Raw genomic sequence first — 16,026 nt, 5'->3', positions numbered from 1 at the left:
CCCGATCCCCGATCCGCGAGGACCTCGCCATGGCCCACACCGAGACCGTCGCCTTCCGCATGCGCCTGCACGAGGGTCGAGCCGACGAGTACAAGCGTCGCCACGACGAGATCTGGCCAGAGCTGGCCGACCTGCTGCGGGCGTCGGGGGTGGTGGAGTACCGCATCTTCCTCGACGAGGAGACGCGCGCGCTGTTCGCCGTGCTGACGCGCCGCACGGACCACACGCTCGACGCCCTGCCCGATCACCCGGTGATGCGCCGCTGGTGGGCGATGATGGCCGACATCATGGACACCAACCCCGACGCATCGCCGGTGCAGGTGCCGCTGCGCGAGGTCTTCAGGATGTGAGCGATGGCGCCGGTCGGCACTCGCCGATGCGGATGTAACACCTGGCCGGCTGGCGGCACTTCCTCGACGGGACGCGCGAGTGCGCCGCGTCCGGGAGGTGTCCATGGCCCGCATCGACGAAGTTGCCCCTGACCTGTACCGCATCTCGATCCACGTGCCGCAGATCGACCTGCAGTTCAACCACTTCCTCATCCGCGACGAGGAGCCGCTGCTGTTCCACACCGGCATGCGCCGGATGTTCCCCGAGGTGCGCGACGCGCTGGCGCAGGTGATCGACCCGTCCACGCTCCGCTGGATCAGCTGGAGCCACTTCGAGGTGGACGAGTGTGGCGCCCTCAACGAGTGGCTCGCCGTCGCCCCGCGCGCGCAGCCGGTGTGCAGCGAGGTCGGGGCGATGGTCAACCTCGCCGACTTCTCGGATCGGCCGGCCCGCGGCCTGCGGCGCGACGAGGTGATCGACACCGGACGGCACCGGTATCGCTTCGTGCCGACACCGCACCTGCCGCACGGCTGGGACGCCGGCCTGCTGTTCGAGGAGACCTCGGGCGTGCTTCTCTGCTCCGATCTGTTCCACCAGCTCGGCGACGTCGAGCCCGTCACCTCCAGCGACATCCTCGGCCGCTGGGACACGGCCATCGCCGCCTACCAGGAGCACCCGGTGCTCATGGACTACGTGCCGCTGACGCCAGCGACGCGACGACGCCTCGACGAACTGGCCGACCTGCAGCCTCGCGTGCTGGCCGCGATGCACGGCTCGACGTTCGTCGGTGACGGTGGCGGCGCACTGCGCGCGGCTGCCGGCATGCTGGAACGCCGCCTCGGCGCCGTGCCGGTTGACGTCGCCCCGGTGGGGTGAGTACCGTCCGGCGCATGCCGGAGGCGGATGCCACGACGGGCGCGCTGGCCGACGACGTGCTGGCGCGCCGCATCGCAGCGGGCCCGCCCGCGGCCACCGTCGACGAGGAGGCCGAGTTGTACCGCCGCTACGCGCCGCGCGTGCGCCTGTACGGCCGGCGCCACCTCCGGGACGAGGCCGCGGCCGAGGATCTCGCGCAGGAGGTCCTGCTGCTCGTGTTCGACAAGCTCCGTGCTGGCGACGTCCGCAGCCCCGGCGAGATCGGCTCGTACATCCTCGGCGTCAGCCGCCGACTGGCGGCCGGCGAACGACGACGCCGGCAGCGGCGCGAGGACCTCGCGGCCCGCTACCTCGCGCCGTCTCCCGTCGCCGCCCACCCCACCGAGGCGACGCTCGACGCGCCCCGGCTCGCGTCGTGCCTGCGGGCGCTCGACGCGCGCGACCGGCTCGTCGTCCTGCTCACCTGGTACGCCGAGCAGGACGCGCCACGCATCGCCGCCGACCTCGGCCTGTCGGCCGGCGCCGTCCGCGTGATCCGTCATCGCGCCATGGCCCGCCTGCGCGACTGCGTGCTGGGAGGGGCGCAGGCATGACCAGCCCGGGCTGCACCCGTCTCACCTTCGCCGCCCTGCTGGACTATGCGTCCGGCGATCTGTCACCCGACGAGGGCATGGCCCTCGAGGACCACCTGTTCTCGTGCGGGGCGTGCGGCACGCGTGCGGCCGCGGCCGAGGCGCTGGTCCGCGCCATCGGGGCTGCCGTACGGACCTCGCAGGTGGGCGGCTTCGTGACCGACGCGGTCCTGAACCGGCTGGCGCGCGAGGGGCTCCGCGTGCGCTCGTACACGCTCGCGCCGGGCGCCGTCGTGCCCTGCGCGGTGTGGGACGACGACGACCTCATGGTGTTGCGGTTGCGGGCCGACGTGGGAGAGGCGACCGAGGTGACGCTGACGCGCCGCGTCGCCGGCGGTGCTGCCGTGCAGGTCACGGGTCCCGTCTCGCGCGAGACGCCAGGCGAGATCCTGTTCATGGACCCGGCCGCCTGGATCCGTGAACTCCCGGTCGTGCGCGTGGACCTCGAACTCTCCGCCCATGTCGGCGAGACGCCGCGTCCGGTCGGCCGCTACACGCTGGTCCACGCCGGTGCGCTGCGGCGCTGACGCAGGACGGCGAGCTACTGTCCGGCGCGCGACCGCAGGTAGGCGTACAGGTCCGCAATCTCCTCGTCGGTGAGATGCGCGAAGCGGGCGCGGGCGGTGTCGTCCATCAGCCAGAGATCGCGGCCGCCCGGCGTCTCGCCCGTGCGCATCAGGTGCCGGAAGGCGTCCTCGGTGTACGCGACCGCGACCGTCAGCGGCGGCACGCGTGCGCCGTCGCCCTCCAGGGTCGCGCCGTGACACTCGCCGCACGCGACGTGCGCGAGATAGCGCCCGCGCGTCGTCGCGTCGCTGGCCGAAGGCCGGATCGGCGCAGCCGGGGCCATGGTGAGCGCGTCGGGCATGCCCACCCCCGCCAGCAGTCGCAGGCGGTCGATCAGGCGCAGTCGTCGTGCGCCGACCGCGTCGGCCCGGGCGGGCAGGGTCCGCAGCCAGGCGATCAGGCGACGCACGTCCTCGTCGGTGAGGTGCCGGAAGCTGCGCGCCGGCATGCCGTAGAGCGCCCGCCCGTCCCGTCCCACGCCTGCCCGGATGGCCCGCGCGAGGGCGTCGTCGCCGTAGGCAGGCACGAGGCGCGTGAGGTTGGGCGCCACGAGGTCGACGCCGGTACGCGCGTCCTCGTGGCGGGCGCCCGACAGGCCCTCGCCGTGGCAGCTCGCGCAGCCGAGCACGCGCCCGAGGCGCGCGCCGTCGCGCCTCGCGGCCTCGTCGGCGGGCACCCGGCCCACCGGGAGCACGGGCCATGCCGAGGTCGCGTGCAGGCGACGCTCGGTCAGCAGGTACGTGCTGCCCCACGCGAGGCCGGCGAGCACGGCCCCGGCGGCCGCGGTCCTGGTCAGCCAGTGGCGGAGTGGTGTCATGCGCGGCAGCTCATGTATCGTCTGCGCACACACGCAGGATCACGCCCCAGGAGGCGACCAGTGGATCGTCGTGCATTTCTCTCGTTGTCGGCCATCGGCGCGTTGGCCCCCCTTGCCAGGGCCGAAGCCGGCCAACTGCCCCCCGTGACGCGGTACCCCGACCCCGCGGTGCGATCGCTGGACCCGCGCTTCGACAAGTATCGCGTCGGCAACGCCGTCGTGGAACGCCTGTACACCGGCTGCCGCTGGGCCGAGGGGCCGGTGTGGTTCGGCGACCTGCGCTGCCTGATCTGGAGCGACATCCCCAACGACCGGATGCTGCGCTGGACCGAGGAGACCGGCGAGGTCAGCGTGTTCCGCAGTCCGTCGAACAACTGCAACGGCAACACCCGTGATCTCCAGGGGCGCCTGATCACCTGCGAGCGGCGGCGCGTGGTCCGTACCGAGACCAACGGCGCGATCACCGTGCTGGTGGACCGCGTCGACGGCCAGCCCCTCAACTCTCCCAATGACGTGGTCGCGCATCCCGACGGATCGCTCTGGTTCACCGACCCCGGCTACGGCCTGCTCTCGCGCTACGAGGGCGTGCCCGAGGAGTTCAAGCTGCCGACACGCGTCTATCGCTGGGACCCGGCCACCCGGGTCGCGACGCCGATGACCGAGGCGATCAAGCGGCCCAACGGCCTCTGCTTCTCGCCGGACTACTCGAAGCTGTACGTGGCCGACACGGAGAACCCGTCGCCGTCGTGGCCCCGCGGCATCCACGTGTTCGACGTGGTCGGCGGCAAGGCGCTGGCCAACCGTCGCCTGTTCCACGACATGGGCAAGGGCGGCGCCGACGGCATCCGCTGCGATGCCGACGGCAACGTCTGGGCGAGCGCCGGCTGGGCCGGGGCCGGCTACGACGGCGTGCGCATCATCGCGCCCGACGGCACGCACATCGGCCAGATCGACCTGCCCGAGGTGTGCAGCAACCTGTGCTTCGGCGGCGCCAAGGGCAATCGCCTCTTCATGACCGCCAGCCAGTCGATCTACAGCATGTTCGTGGAGACGACCGGCGCCCGCTGAGGGCTGAGGGTTCAGGGCTCAGGGCTCAGCCTTGAGCCTGAAGCCTCGAGCCGTTCCCTGCCTACTTCGCGACCGTGAGCTCGGCGAGCGCCGCGGTGTTCTCCCACGCCATCGCCATGACCACCGACGTGTCGGTGGCGTTGATGAACGTGATCATGAACTGCTCGACCGAGTACTCGACCGAGTCCACCAGCATCGGCACACGGACGACGTCGAACTTCGGGTCGTAGTTGTAGGTGCCGTACAGGTTGACCTTGTCCTTCGGGTCGTACTTCGGCTGCCGCGGCTGGTTGCTGATCACCAGCGTCCAGTTCCCCGGCTTCAGGTCGACGAACACGTTGTAGACCCCCGGCTCCAGGCGCTTGTCTCCAACCATCAGCGGGAGCTGCGTGGTCAGCGTGGTGGTCGCGTTGGCGCCGGCGCGCCAGAGGGGCGCGCCAGCCATCACCGCCTTGCCGTACTCGGCGCCGCTGCCGAAGATGTTCTTCCGCCCGCGCAGCAGCGGCCGGCTGTAATCGACGACGATCCACTTGCCGCCCTGGTAGCGCTCGCCGTCGGCGGTCTTGCTCCATGAGCCGCCCAGTTGTACCGCAGCCTGCCCCATCGGGGAGGGCGGCAGCTTCACCTCCGGCACCGATTGCGCACTTGCCGTCGCGGCAAGCACCAGGCTCGCCGCGGTCATCGTCAGTCTCGTCAGCATTCGCACTGTGTCGTCCCTCCCGGGAGCACGGCCCCCGCAGGCGCCACGGGGCGCGGCGGAGCCAGCTAGGTCGACATCATCTCATCACGGACGGGCCGCGTCGCGCGCGCCTTCCGCGGTCACGAGCAGGGCGCGGATGCCCGTCGGCCCGTAGTCGATGCCCTTGTCCACGAGGTCGCGGGCGGTGTGCCCCAGGGAGTCGCGCCGCGTCGGGTCGGCGCCGGCCTCGAGCAGCACTCGCACCGTTTCTGGCGAGCCTTCCTCGGCCGCGATCATCAGTGGCGTGGCGCCCTGCACGAACTCGTCGGAGAAGTGCACGTCCAGGTTGACGCCGCGGGCGATCATCCACCGCAGCGTCTCGGCGTCCTGCTGGAAGACGGGCACGAGCACGGGTGGGAGTTCCGTGCCCGCCGGGCCGTCGATCCTCGCCCCGGCATCGAGCAGGCGCGCGGCGATGGCGAGATCGCCGCGCAGGAGGGCCCGCATCAAGGGCGTCTGGTCGGAGAACGTGCCGCGCGTCGTCCTCGCATCGGTCGCGACACCCCGCGCCAGCAGGAGTCGCACCGAGTCCATGGCACCGCTCGTGCCGGCAGCCAACAGCAATGCCGTGTGCCCCGTCTCTGTGGCCTTCGCGGGATCGGCGCCAGCGCGCAGCAGGCGCTCGACCTTCGCCGGGTCGGCCACGGCGCACATCAGCGCCGTGAGCCCGCGCGGGCTGCTCGCATCGACGTCGTCGCCCGCCGCGAGGCGCGCCTCGACGTCGGCGAGCGACCCGAGGTACGCGGCGCGCATGAGTGGCGTCAGGCCGTCGGGCTCCGTGCTCGGCCCCGTGGCCGGCCGCCCGGCACGGGGGCGACCGACGATCGCCGGCGACCGCGCGTCGCGGTCCGACAGCAGCAGGGCCAGCGTCGCCCACCCCGCACCGGCGTACGAGATGAACTGGTGCTTGCCGTGCGGGTAGCCGGTCTCGACGTGCTCCAGCCCGGGTCGCCATGTCCGGCGCGTCTCGACGAGCCACGACCCATCGTCGTGCTGCGTGGTGCGGAGGAACTCGATGCCGCGACGGAACGACGGGTGGCGCACCGACAGACCCGCCGCCTGCGAGAGCGCCACGAGCACCTGCCCGGTCGCGTAGGCGTCGCTGGCGCGCGTGGGGATCTGCGCCCAGCCGCCGTCCGGCCGTTGCTGTGCCAGCAACGCGCGGCGGTGGGCGGCCAGCGACGACGCCGGCGCCCCGGCCCAGGCCAGCCCGAGGATCTGCATGGCGCGGTCCTCGGTGTCGCGCGGGGTCGCGGCAGCCAGCCAGGCGCGCGCCCGCGCGACGCGACGCGCGACGTCGGCCTCGCGACCGGGCGGCGGATACAGGCTGAGGGCGCGGATGGTGAGGGCCGTGGCCGTGAACGCGGTGTCCTCGAGCGGCGGCCGATGCGAGTACGACCGCCACGCGCCCGACACGTGCTGCTGCCCCAGCAGCAGGTGCCCCATGGCGTCGGTGAGGGGCGTTCGGGTGGCGCCGAGCACCCCGACGGCGATCGCCCGGTAGCTCTGTCCGACCGGCTCGTTGATGCTGACTTCACCGAGGACGAAGGACTCGAGCCAGTACCGCGGCAGCGGCAGGGTCCGATCGAGCTGCCGTGACAGGAGTCGCTCGTCGATCGGCACGCCACGCTCGCGCGCCACCGCCATCGTCAGCATGCCGAGCCCCTGGTGATGGCACGACGCGCACTTGCGCTTCTCGAACCAGGTCTCGGCAGACGACTGCAGCTGCGGGATCGCCCGAAGCGCCGCGGCCCGCGCCGTGGGCGCCGGCCCACCCGACACCGTCGCCGGCATCGCGAGACACAGGAGCAGAAGGAAGCCAACACGACGGCGCATGCTGTCCAGAACGCTGAAGGCCCGTTCGGAGAACAGGCAGTCCCGGCATTCTCACACCACCACCCGCTTGCCATCCCACTTCGCGAGCGCGCCCTTCTGGTAGCTGAGGTTGACCATGTGGCCGACGGTCGCGCACCGATGGCCCATCGCCGCGTTCTCGAACGGCTCCTTGCGCGTGCGGACGCTGTCGTAGAACGCGGCCATGTGCGGCACCGTCGCGTCGCCGCCCTCCACCTTGATCTCCTCGGCAGGCGCGGCCTTGGTGGTCGCCGTCGCCTTCGGCCGCATCGACGCGCGGTCGAGATCCTGCTTCGCGGCGAACGCGTCCTTCTGCGCCGCGGAGAAGTGGTTGGTCGAGTAGGTGTAGTTCTCGAGCATCGGCTCGTCGTAGACCACGAGCCGATTCGCGTAGTACTCCAGCGCGCCTTCGGTGCCCAGGATCGTCAGCGGCGGATACGGGTGGCCGTTGTTGGCCGTCGCCGCGAGATTCAGGGTGAAGCCCTCGGGGTAGTCGATCACCGCCGCCATCTGGTCGGGTACCTCGCGGTCCTTCCAGCGGTAGATGCCGCCCATCCCGAACACCTCGCTCGGCATGCTCACGCCCATGAGCGTGTGTGTCGCGGTGATCAGGTGCACGAACAGGTCGGTGGGCAGCCCGCCCGAGTAGTCCCAGTACAGGCGCCACCGGAAGAAGCGCTCGGCATCGAAGGGTACCTTCTTCGCCGAGCCGAGGAAGCGCGGCCAGTCGATGGTCTCGGGCGACGCGTCGGGCGGGACGGGGTAGTACCAGGCGCCGGTCGCCGTGTTGCGGTTGAACGCGCCGTTGATTTGCGTGATCTTGCCGAGCCGGCCGCTCTTGATGATCTCGATCGCCTTCGGGTTGCCCGGCATGCTGGCCCACTGGCTGCCCGCCTGCACGATGCGCTTGTGCGTGCGCGCCGCCGCGACGATCGCCTCGCCTTCCTCCCAGGCGTGCGTCATCGGTTTCTCGATGTACACGTCCTTGCCGGCGGCCATCGCCTCGATCGCCATCTGCTTGTGCCAGTGGTCGGGCGTGACGATGACGACCGCCTGGACGTCCTTGTTGTCGAGCAGTCGCCGGTAGTCGCGCGTCGTGACGATGGCGTCGCCCAGAATTTCCTTGCTGCGCGCGAAGTGCCCGTCGTAGACGTCGGCGACGCCCACGATGCGCGTCCCGGGAATGGATTTCGTGGCGCGAATCAGGATCTCGCCGCGGATGCCGGCCCCGATCACGCCCACTCCCACGGCGTCGTTGGCGCCCTGGATCCCGGCGCCGCGCGCCAGGCCGGTGAGGGGCGCAAGGCCGAGGGCGCCGGTGGTGCCGAGCGTCCGCGCGACGAAGGCGCGGCGCGAGAGTCGGGACGAGGATGAGGACAGCGACATGCGCGCATTTCACCACACCCGCGTGGCCGGCGGGAGCGACCGATCATCGGCTCATGTGAATGAAGCGGGGGGATAGAGGCTGGGGGCTAGTGGCTGGGCGCGGCCGACGTTCACGTGACCCTGATACGATCCCGCCCCGATGAGTGGACGCCTGCAAGTGCTGATCGCCGCCGTGCTCTTCTCCACCGCGGGCATGGTCGTGAAGGCGACGACACTGACTTCCTGGCAGGTGGCCGGCTTCCGTTCGGCGGTCGCGGCCGTGTTCCTGCTGCTGGTGGCCCGCATCCATCTCCGCCCGACCTGGCGCACGCTGGGCGTCGGCCTGATCATCGCGGTCACCTTCATCACGTTCATCGTCGCCAACAAGCTCACGACGTCGGCACATGCCGTGTTCCTGCAGGCCGCCGCCCCCCTGTACCTCGTGTTGCTGGGACCATGGCTGCTCGGCGAGCGGATGCACGCCAGCGACCTCCCGTTCCTGGTGGTCGTCGGCATCGGGCTCGTGCTGCTGTTCGCCGGCTCGGTCGCGCCCTCGACCACGGCCCCCAATCCCGTGCTCGGCAACGTGATCGCCACGGCGAGCGGCGTCACGTGGGCCCTGGTCCTGGTCGGCGTCCGGCACATCTCCCGCGACGAAGGCCTCCGCGGCGCCATGACGGCGACCTTCTACGGCAACGTCTTGGCGTTCCTGCTCTGCGCGCCGCTGGCGTTCCCCGTGGTGGGCGCACGCCCCGTGGACTGGGCGGTCATCGGGTATCTCGGGTGCTTCCAGCTCGGGCTGTCGTACGTGCTGCTCACGCGGGGCATCGGCAAGCTCCCGGCCCTCGAGGCGTCGCTGCTGTTGCTCCTCGAGCCGGCGCTCAATCCGTTGTGGACGTTCCTGGTCCACGGCGAAACTCCCGGGCTGCTGGGCAGCCTCGGCGGCGGCCTCGTGCTGGTGGCCACCACGGCGCGTGCCTGGCGGCCCGCGCCGGTTGCTGCGCACGGCTGATCCTTCTTGCTGAGCTTGACTCCCCCGGTCGCGTCGGATGAACTCCCGGGAGCGCCTCCCGCCGCCACCCGGCCCCCGTCACGCATGGTGCGCCTCGCGTCTCCCGTCGGCCGATATGGCATCGCCGTGCTGTTCGTCGCGGGCGCGGTGCTCTGTCGCCTGGGCCTGCTCGCCCTCGGCGCCGAGCCGCGCAGCACGACGTTCGGCCCCTTCTATGGCGCGATCGTCCTCGCGGCGCTGGTCGGCGGGCTCGGCCCGGGCATCGTCGCCCTCATGCTGTCGGCCGCGGCCAGCGCCTGGCTCTGGGTGCCCGGCGCCGCCCACGCTCCGCTCGCGCTCCTGCCCTTCCTCGTCTTCCTGATCGTCGGCGGGTCGATTGTCTGGCTCACCCATCTCACCGGACAGGCGCGCCTGCGGGCCGAACGCGCCGAGCACCGCGTCCAGACGGTGCTCGACAGCATCACCGACGGCTTCGTGGCCGTCGACTTCTCGTGGCGGTACACCTACGTCAACGACGCAGCGCAGCGCTACTTCGGCCGCCGCGAGGACGAGCTGATCGGGCGCGTCTGCTGGGACGTGTTCCCCCAGGCGCTCGGGACACCGCTCGAGCACTACTACCGCGAAGTCATGGAGCAGCGCGTGCCGGTGACGGTCGAACTGCCCACCGTGTTGCGCCCGGGCGGGTGGTCGCAGCTCCATGTGTCGCCGACCGCCGAGGGCATCTCGGTGGTGTTCCGCGACGTCACCGAGGCCCGGCAACTGCGCGAACAGGCGCTGAGCCACCAGGAGCGGCTGCACCGGGCGCTGGCCTCGGCGCGCATGGCCGCATGGGAGTACGACCCGCGCGCCGATCGGGTGCGCTACGGCGCGTCGGCCAGTGACGTGCTCGGCATCCCGGCCGACCAGTTGCCCACCAATCGCGAGGAAGGCACGGCGCTGATCCACCCCGACGATCGGCCGGCCCACGTCGCCCGCATCCGCGAGGCGTCGCGCTCGGCCGACGGGCAGTACCAGTCGCAGTACCGCCTGTCGGAGGCGTTCCTGCAGGGCCGCGAGGGTCCCGTGTGGATCGAGGACCGCGGCCGTCTGCTCTTCGACGCCGTGGGCGAGCTCGTGCTGGTGCAGGGCGTGATGCAGGACGTCACGCCCCAGCGCGCCACCGAGGAGCGCATCCGGGCGCTGAACCAGGACCTGCGCGAGCGCATCGCCGAGCGGCAGCTGCTGCTCGAGGCCGCCGAGGCGTCGCGCGAGGCCGCCGAGCGGTCCAGCCGCGCCAAGGACGAGTTCCTCGCGGTGCTGTCGCACGAGCTCCGGTCGCCGATGCAGTCGGTGCTCGGCTGGGTGCAGGTGCTGCGGACCGGGCCCCTGGACGCGACCCACGTCGGGCGCGCGCTCGACACGATCGAGCGCAACCTCCGTCAGCAGACGCAGCTGATCAACGACATGCTGGACGTCTCCCGCATCGTCTCCGGCAAGCTGGTCTTCCACCTGAGCACCCTGCCGCTGGCCAGCGTCGTCCGCGAGACCGTCGACGAGTTGCGCCCGCTGGCTGCCGACAAGGGGCTCGAGGTGTCGCTGGAGGTGAGTGGGGATCCCTTCGTCGTCGCCGATCGGGAACGCGTGCGCCAGGTGATCTCCAACCTGTTCACCAATGCGGTGAAGTTCACGCCGGCGGGCGGCTCGGTGCACGTGGCGTGCGGGTTGGATCAGGGGCAGGCCAGACTCGAGGTCTGCGACACGGGCGAGGGCATCGACCCTTCACTGCTGCCGTCGATCTTCGAGCGCTTCCAGCAGGCCGACACCAGCTCCACCCGCGAGCACGAAGGGCTCGGGCTCGGCCTGTCCATCACCCGGTACATCGTGGAGCACCTCGGCGGCAGCATCTCGGCCAGCTCCGAGGGCCGGGGCAGGGGCTCCAGCTTCGTGGCGCGACTGCCGCTGGCGCACGAGCGTCGGGCCGACGCCCCGGCGCCGCGCGCCGACGTGGCCCGCCAGGCGCGCCTGCACAAGCGTTTGGCCGGCGTCGACATCCTCGTCGTCGACGATCACGCCGACACGGTGGAGCTGATCGCGTTCGTGCTCGAGCGCGAGGGCGCCCTGGTGCGCACGGCGCGCTCGGCGCGGGAAGCGGAAGCGCTGTGGGCGGAACGTCCGGCGCGCATCCTGGTGAGCGACCTCAGCATGCCGACCCGCGACGGGTTCGCGCTGCTGGCCGCGATCGGCGGCGGCGCGGTGCCGGCGATCGCGCTGAGCGGCCTGGCGCGCGCCGACGACCGGCAGCGCGCGCTCGAGGCGGGCTTCCTGGCGCACCTGGCCAAGCCGGTCGAGCCCGGCCTGCTGGTGGAGACGCTGGTGCGGTTGGCTGACGGCCAGCTCGCGGCCCCGGCCAGCCGGCCCTGACTCGCCAGCGACGCTACTTCTTCGGCACCGTCCAGAGGTAGACGGTCTTGCCGTCGACCTCGATGGTCTCCTCGGGCGCCCAGTCGCCCATGTCGAAGTCGTGCGAGACGATGCGGGTCCCCGGCTTGAGCTGTTCGAGCAGGCGCGGCCGGAGCTTCACGTTGAGGCTCGGCAGCAGGTAGAGCGTGACCACCGTCGCCTCCCGGATGTCGGCCTCGAACAGGTCTTCCTGGCGGAAGGTCGCCTTGCCCGTCACGCCATGCTTGGCGGCGTTCTCGTTGGCTTCCTTGATGCGCTGCGGGTCGATGTCGATGCCGACGGCGCGGGCCCCGAGCTTGGCTGCCGCGACGACGATGCGCCCGTCGCCGCAGCCGAGGTCGTACACCACGTCGGCCGGCGTCACCTTGGCCGCCTTCAGCATGGCGTCGATCACCACTTCGCGGGTGGGCACGAAGATCACGTCGGGACGGCGCTCGGTCTGCAGGGGCGAGCTCGGCGCCTGCATCCCGTCGAGCGCCGCGGCGCCGGTCGAGCACGACAGCGCGGTCACGATGGCCGCGCCGAGGAGGACTGCCCTGAACCCACCGGTCATGCACGAATCCTTTCGGAAGGGATTGCTCACAGGTTCGTCAATCCTAGCAGACGTCAACGGACGTGCTTGGAGGCTTCGGTACAATGCCTCCGGCTCGTCCATGTCGGGCGATCGGGAGGACGGACACACATGATGCGTACGGCGATGGCGATGGCGATCGTGCTCGGCACTGCGGCGCTCGCGGCGGCCCAGGACAACCCCATGGTGGCCGCAATCAAGGCCCAGCACGCCATGGTGAAGGGAAACCTCGTGAAGTCGGCCGCCAAGGTGGCCGAGGCCGACTACGCCTTCAAGCCCACCCCCGAGGTGCGCAGCTTCGGCGAGTTGGTGGGGCACGTGGCCAACGCCAACTACATGATCTGTTCGACGGCGATCGGCGAGAAGAGCCCGGCGCCCGGCAACATCGAGAAGACCGTCACCGGCAAGGCCGCGCTCGAGAAGGCGCTCGGCGAGTCGCTCGCCTATTGCGAGACCGCCATCGGCAAGCTGACCGCGGCCAACGTGCACGAGGAGATCAAGTTCTTCACCGGCCCGACGCCGCGCCTCGCCGTGTTCGCCTTCAACAACTCGCACAACATGGAGCACTACGGCAACATGGTGACCTACATGCGCCTCAAGGGCATCGTGCCGCCCTCGAGCGAGGGCCGCTAGTCGTCGGTATCGGCAGGGGCGGTGTCCCGGTCCCAGGCATCGCCCCACGTCGCCTTGCGCGCCGCGCGCCACCACGCGTCGCGGCGCGTCACCACCTCGCGGCGCAGGCCGTCGGCCGTGCACAGGTCGAGGCTGATCTGCCCCTTCGAGACCCGCGGGTGCCGCAGCACCCGGGCAGCTGCCGGCGCCGCCGCCGTCCGTGCCACGGCCAGGCACGCGAACTTCTCGTCCTCGTACCCCAGCGTCCCGCCCTTCAGCTGTCGATGCCGCCGCGTCCGCGGCAGCCGCACGCTGAAGTGACACCAGTCGCGGCCGGCCGCCTCGCGCACCGGGCAGGGGCCCGCATGCGGGCACGGCGCCACCATCTGCGCCCCCGCGCCCAGCAGCGTCGTCCGCGCCTCCGCCAGGTGCGCGAAGCCGACCGGGGTCCCCGGCTCCACGAGCACCAGCAGGTGGCGTGATGCTGCCCAGGCGCCGAGCACGAGGCGGGCCCGCGCCGGGCCCGCCAGTTCGCCCTGCGTGAACGCGCTGACCACGAGGTCGGCCGCCGGCCACGCGGTCGACGCCCCGATGTCGGCGACGCGCGAGGCCAGCGCAACGTCGCGGCCCTCGACCGCCGCCGGTGCGAGGCGCGTCCCGATGGCCAGCAGCGCGGCGCTGCGGTCGACCTGCGTCACGGCCTTCAGGTCCGCGCACGCGGCCAGGGCCGCCCACGTGGCGGTGCCTGGCCCCGCGCCGAGATCCAGCAGATCCCGCACGCCGGCCCGCATCTCCGGCGGCACCATGCCGAGGGTCGCCGCGACGGCCGCATACGTGGCGGGCAGGCGCACCGCAAGGTACGCGGCGTGCCACGCATCGTCGTCGATGGCCGACGGGCGCCCACCCGCGTAGTCCTCGCTGAGCGCGGCAGCGGCGGCAGCGACCCGCGCCGCCGGGCGCGCATCGACCTCCCGCTCGACGGCCTCGAGCAGGGCCGGGGGCAGGCCGCCGGTCAGGAGCGCCGCGCCTCCCGCCGCAGCGACACGCCCGCCAGCGCGCCGGTCGATCGGCCATCGGCGATGGCAGGCACGCCGTTGACCAGCACCCAGGACATGCCGGTCGCGTGACGGTGCGGCTCGGCATAGGTCGCCTCGTCGCGCAGCGCTGCCGGATCGAACACGACGACGTCGGCGTGCGCGCCCTCGACGAGGCGTCCACGCCCGGCGATCGAGCAGACCTGCGCCGGCAACCCGGTCATCGAGTGCAGCGCCTGTGTCAGCGACACGGTGCCGCGCTCGCGCACGAAGGTCGTCAGCTTGCGCGTGAAGGCGCCGTGCCCGCGCGGGTGCGGCTTGCCCTCGCCGGCGAAGTACGTCGCCCCGTCGCTGCAGGTCATCATCCAGGGCTGGCGCATCAGGTACTCGATGTCGTCCATGGACATGTTGAACGACACCGTGGACGTGTCGTGGCGGGCCACCAGCGCCAGCGCGACCTCCTCGGGCGGCACGTGCCGCGCCTCGGCCAGTTGCGCCAGCGATCGCCCTTCGACGCTGCGGTCGGGCGGATGGAACGCGATCAGCAGTGATGCGGCGCCGCCGCGGCGGCGGATGTTGTCGGCCACCTGCGGCAGCAGGGCGGCGCGCTGCGCCGGGTCGGCGAGCCGGGTGGCCAGCGCCGCGCGGCCGCCCCGTTGCGCCTCGCGCGGGATCAGCGCCGCGAACAGGCTCGTGCCGGAGGCCTCGTAGGGATACTGGTCGGCCCACACCGCGACGCCACGGCGACGCGCCGCCTCGACGTGCGCCACGCACTCGCGCGTCCGGCCCCAGGCGTCGGGGCCGAGCGCCTTCATGTGCGTCACGATGCCCGTGGTGCCTGACCCCTCGGCGATGGCGATGATCTCGTCCACCGCGGCGACGACGCCGATCGAGTAGGTGCCTTCGTCGCGGATGTGGCTGGTGTGGACCGCCGACGGCCCGAGCACCTCCGCGGCGACCCGCATGAGGTCGGTGACTTCGTCGGTGGCGGCGTACGCACCGGGGGTGTAGAACAGCCCGCTCGAGAGCCCGAACGCGCCCTCCCGCAGGGCGCTCCGCAGCAGGTCGTGCATGCGGGTGCGCTCGGCCGGCGAGGGGGCGCGGTTCTCGCCGCCGAGCACCGCCCCGCGAATCGAGCCGTGCCCCACCAGCGGCGCGACGTTGACGCCGAGCCCGAGCAGGCCCATCGCGGCGCGCTGTCTGGCAAGGTCCACCGGGCCGCCGCCATCGGGATTGATGACCAGCGTGGTGACGCCCTGCGCCAGCAGCGCCTCGGCCGAGTGCAGGCCCTTCCTGACCAGGCTCTCGCCGGCATGCGAGTGCGTGTCGACGAAGCCGGGCGCGACGATGCGTCCTCCGGCGTCGATGGTGCGGGCCGCCGACCACCCGGGCAGGTCGCCGACCGCGAGGATGCGGCCTTGTCCGACCGCGACGTCGCCGGCGCGCGGCTCCTGCAGCGCCCCGTCGAAGACGCGGCCCCCGCGGATGAGGATCTCTGCGTGGCGGGCCTGCGAGGCGCGTGGCGCCCGCGCCCAGGGACCGAGGGTCGCCACCAGCGCACTCGCGCCGGCGCCGGTGAGCAAACGCCGCCGATGCACGGCGTCGAGTGTACGCCAGCGCGTGCGGCGCCCCGCACACGACGGGCGGCGTCAGCAAACTCCCGACGAGATTCAGGCGTCTTCTTCTGTGAGACGATGCCGTGAGGACACGTCGATGACTCGAGAGACGGAGGGCCCGCGCATGTTCGACAAGAAGTTGTGGAAGCGGAGCGACCGCGGGTATCCGGTGGATGCCTTCGGCGAGGGGTTGGCCGACGACGCGCCGCACAGCGGCGCCTGGCTCGGCGACCGTCCCGGACTCGATCCGGCAGGCGAAGGCCGGCAGACGCTCACCTGGCTGGGCGTGAGCCTGGTCGGCATCGGCGTCGGCATCCTCCTGACGCGCGCCCTGCTGGGGCACGACGACGTGCAGACGGTCCGCCGGTGGCTCGGCCCCGCGGCCTCGACGCAGGACGCGGCCAACGCCCGCATCGACGAGGCGTCCGAGGAGTCCTTCCCGGCCAGCGACCCGCCGTCGTTCTCTCCGGGCACCGCCAGCATCTCCTGACGGC

General features: G+C 72.0%; 16 protein-coding genes. 9 read left to right on the top strand and 7 right to left on the bottom strand.

Going from position 1 to position 16,026, the window contains the following annotated elements:
- Positions 1 to 29: 29 nt before the first annotated feature.
- From rhaM to TBR22_RS06520, 4 genes are all read left to right on the top strand, one after another.
- Positions 30 to 350, top strand: a complete 321-nt coding sequence (gene rhaM / locus TBR22_RS06535; RefSeq protein ID WP_239492156.1) for an L-rhamnose mutarotase — start codon at positions 30 to 32, stop codon at positions 348 to 350.
- A 103-nt stretch (positions 351 to 453) separates the two neighbouring features.
- Positions 454 to 1,206, top strand: coding sequence for a hypothetical protein (locus TBR22_RS06530; RefSeq protein ID WP_239492155.1), 753 nt, complete (start codon positions 454 to 456; stop codon positions 1,204 to 1,206).
- Positions 1,207 to 1,220: 14 nt separating this feature from the next.
- The gene (locus TBR22_RS06525) at positions 1,221 to 1,799 is read left to right on the top strand and encodes an RNA polymerase sigma factor (protein ID WP_239492154.1); all 579 of its coding nucleotides are present in this window, start codon (positions 1,221 to 1,223) and stop codon (positions 1,797 to 1,799) included.
- Entirely contained in the window at positions 1,796 to 2,365 is a 570-nt protein-coding gene (locus tag TBR22_RS06520; RefSeq protein WP_239492153.1) for a zf-HC2 domain-containing protein, read from the top strand. The genes TBR22_RS06525 and TBR22_RS06520 overlap by 4 nt, the downstream gene beginning before the upstream one ends.
- A gap of 14 nt (positions 2,366 to 2,379) precedes the next feature.
- On the opposite strand, the gene TBR22_RS06515 is transcribed toward TBR22_RS06520, so the two are convergent.
- On the bottom strand, positions 2,380 to 3,222 hold the full coding sequence (locus TBR22_RS06515; protein ID WP_239492152.1) for a cytochrome c: 843 nt from the start codon (positions 3,220 to 3,222) through the stop codon (positions 2,380 to 2,382).
- A gap of 60 nt (positions 3,223 to 3,282) precedes the next feature.
- Here TBR22_RS06515 and TBR22_RS06510 point away from each other — a divergent pair, with 60 nt between their 5' ends.
- Positions 3,283 to 4,290: an SMP-30/gluconolactonase/LRE family protein gene (locus tag TBR22_RS06510; protein ID WP_239492151.1), complete on the top strand. Its 1,008-nt coding sequence runs from the start codon at positions 3,283 to 3,285 to the stop codon at positions 4,288 to 4,290.
- A gap of 61 nt (positions 4,291 to 4,351) precedes the next feature.
- Here the strand turns inward: TBR22_RS06510 and TBR22_RS06505 are convergent, their stop codons facing one another.
- The 3 genes from TBR22_RS06505 to TBR22_RS06495 form a co-directional block, all read right to left on the bottom strand.
- Positions 4,352 to 4,990, bottom strand: a complete 639-nt coding sequence (locus tag TBR22_RS06505) for a DUF2911 domain-containing protein (protein ID WP_239492150.1) — start codon at positions 4,988 to 4,990, stop codon at positions 4,352 to 4,354.
- A gap of 84 nt (positions 4,991 to 5,074) precedes the next feature.
- On the bottom strand, positions 5,075 to 6,865 hold the full coding sequence (locus TBR22_RS06500) for an ankyrin repeat domain-containing protein (RefSeq protein WP_239492149.1): 1,791 nt from the start codon (positions 6,863 to 6,865) through the stop codon (positions 5,075 to 5,077).
- Between the two features lie 51 nt (positions 6,866 to 6,916).
- Positions 6,917 to 8,269 carry a Gfo/Idh/MocA family protein gene (locus TBR22_RS06495; RefSeq protein WP_239492148.1) on the bottom strand — a complete coding sequence of 451 codons (1,353 nt, stop codon included), beginning with the start codon at positions 8,267 to 8,269 and terminating at the stop codon, positions 6,917 to 6,919.
- A 139-nt stretch (positions 8,270 to 8,408) separates the two neighbouring features.
- Between TBR22_RS06495 and TBR22_RS06490 the strand changes: the two genes are divergently transcribed.
- Together TBR22_RS06490 and TBR22_RS06485 are read left to right on the top strand one after the other, a co-directional pair.
- Positions 8,409 to 9,260: a DMT family transporter gene (locus TBR22_RS06490; RefSeq protein ID WP_239492147.1), complete on the top strand. Its 852-nt coding sequence runs from the start codon at positions 8,409 to 8,411 to the stop codon at positions 9,258 to 9,260.
- 126 nt (positions 9,261 to 9,386) lie between these two features.
- Positions 9,387 to 11,660: an ATP-binding protein gene (locus tag TBR22_RS06485; protein WP_239492146.1), complete on the top strand. Its 2,274-nt coding sequence runs from the start codon at positions 9,387 to 9,389 to the stop codon at positions 11,658 to 11,660.
- Between the two features lie 13 nt (positions 11,661 to 11,673).
- Here TBR22_RS06485 and TBR22_RS06480 read toward each other — a convergent pair whose 3' ends face one another.
- Positions 11,674 to 12,252: a cyclopropane-fatty-acyl-phospholipid synthase family protein gene (locus tag TBR22_RS06480; protein ID WP_239492145.1), complete on the bottom strand. Its 579-nt coding sequence runs from the start codon at positions 12,250 to 12,252 to the stop codon at positions 11,674 to 11,676.
- Positions 12,253 to 12,381: 129 nt separating this feature from the next.
- On the opposite strand from TBR22_RS06480, the gene TBR22_RS06475 reads away from it, so the two are divergent.
- The gene (locus TBR22_RS06475; protein WP_239492144.1) at positions 12,382 to 12,903 is read left to right on the top strand and encodes a DinB family protein; all 522 of its coding nucleotides are present in this window, start codon (positions 12,382 to 12,384) and stop codon (positions 12,901 to 12,903) included.
- Here TBR22_RS06475 and TBR22_RS06470 read toward each other — a convergent pair.
- Both TBR22_RS06470 and TBR22_RS06465 read right to left on the bottom strand, forming a co-directional pair.
- Positions 12,900 to 13,769, bottom strand: a complete 870-nt coding sequence (locus tag TBR22_RS06470) for a small ribosomal subunit Rsm22 family protein (RefSeq protein ID WP_255665378.1) — start codon at positions 13,767 to 13,769, stop codon at positions 12,900 to 12,902. The genes TBR22_RS06475 and TBR22_RS06470 overlap by 4 nt on opposite strands.
- Before the next feature lie 125 nt (positions 13,770 to 13,894).
- Positions 13,895 to 15,514, bottom strand: a complete 1,620-nt coding sequence (locus tag TBR22_RS06465; protein ID WP_239492142.1) for an amidohydrolase family protein — start codon at positions 15,512 to 15,514, stop codon at positions 13,895 to 13,897.
- Positions 15,515 to 15,629: 115 nt separating this feature from the next.
- On the opposite strand from TBR22_RS06465, the gene TBR22_RS06460 reads away from it, so the two are divergent.
- Positions 15,630 to 16,022 (top strand): hypothetical protein, encoded by a 393-nt coding sequence (locus tag TBR22_RS06460; RefSeq protein WP_239492141.1) that lies wholly within the window; start codon positions 15,630 to 15,632, stop codon positions 16,020 to 16,022.
- Positions 16,023 to 16,026: the final 4 nt, after the last annotated feature.

Origin of the sequence: Luteitalea sp. TBR-22, assembly GCF_016865485.1 — a bacterium.
Lineage (GTDB): Bacteria > Acidobacteriota > Vicinamibacteria > Vicinamibacterales > Vicinamibacteraceae > Luteitalea.
Note: the sequence above shows the minus strand (reverse complement) of the source record. Positions and strands in the feature narration are given on the sequence as shown.

Bases quoted from the DNA above. Each gene is read 5' to 3' on its own strand.
- TBR22_RS06490 (WP_239492147.1), top strand. From the start codon at position 8,409: ATGAGTGGACGCCTGCAAGTGCTGATCGCCGCCGTGCTCTTCTCCACC.
- TBR22_RS06505 (WP_239492150.1), bottom strand. From the start codon at position 4,990: ATGCTGACGAGACTGACGATGACCGCGGCGAGCCTGGTGCTTGCCGCG.
- rhaM (WP_239492156.1), top strand. From the start codon at position 30: ATGGCCCACACCGAGACCGTCGCCTTCCGCATGCGCCTGCACGAGGGT.
- TBR22_RS06515 (WP_239492152.1), bottom strand. From the start codon at position 3,222: ATGACACCACTCCGCCACTGGCTGACCAGGACCGCGGCCGCCGGGGCC.
- TBR22_RS06530 (WP_239492155.1), top strand. From the start codon at position 454: ATGGCCCGCATCGACGAAGTTGCCCCTGACCTGTACCGCATCTCGATC.
- TBR22_RS06520 (WP_239492153.1), top strand. From the start codon at position 1,796: ATGACCAGCCCGGGCTGCACCCGTCTCACCTTCGCCGCCCTGCTGGAC.
- TBR22_RS06460 (WP_239492141.1), top strand. From the start codon at position 15,630: ATGACTCGAGAGACGGAGGGCCCGCGCATGTTCGACAAGAAGTTGTGG.
- TBR22_RS06480 (WP_239492145.1), bottom strand. From the start codon at position 12,252: ATGACCGGTGGGTTCAGGGCAGTCCTCCTCGGCGCGGCCATCGTGACC.
- TBR22_RS06500 (WP_239492149.1), bottom strand. From the start codon at position 6,865: ATGCGCCGTCGTGTTGGCTTCCTTCTGCTCCTGTGTCTCGCGATGCCG.
- TBR22_RS06495 (WP_239492148.1), bottom strand. From the start codon at position 8,269: ATGTCGCTGTCCTCATCCTCGTCCCGACTCTCGCGCCGCGCCTTCGTC.
- TBR22_RS06475 (WP_239492144.1), top strand. From the start codon at position 12,382: ATGATGCGTACGGCGATGGCGATGGCGATCGTGCTCGGCACTGCGGCG.
- TBR22_RS06525 (WP_239492154.1), top strand. From the start codon at position 1,221: ATGCCGGAGGCGGATGCCACGACGGGCGCGCTGGCCGACGACGTGCTG.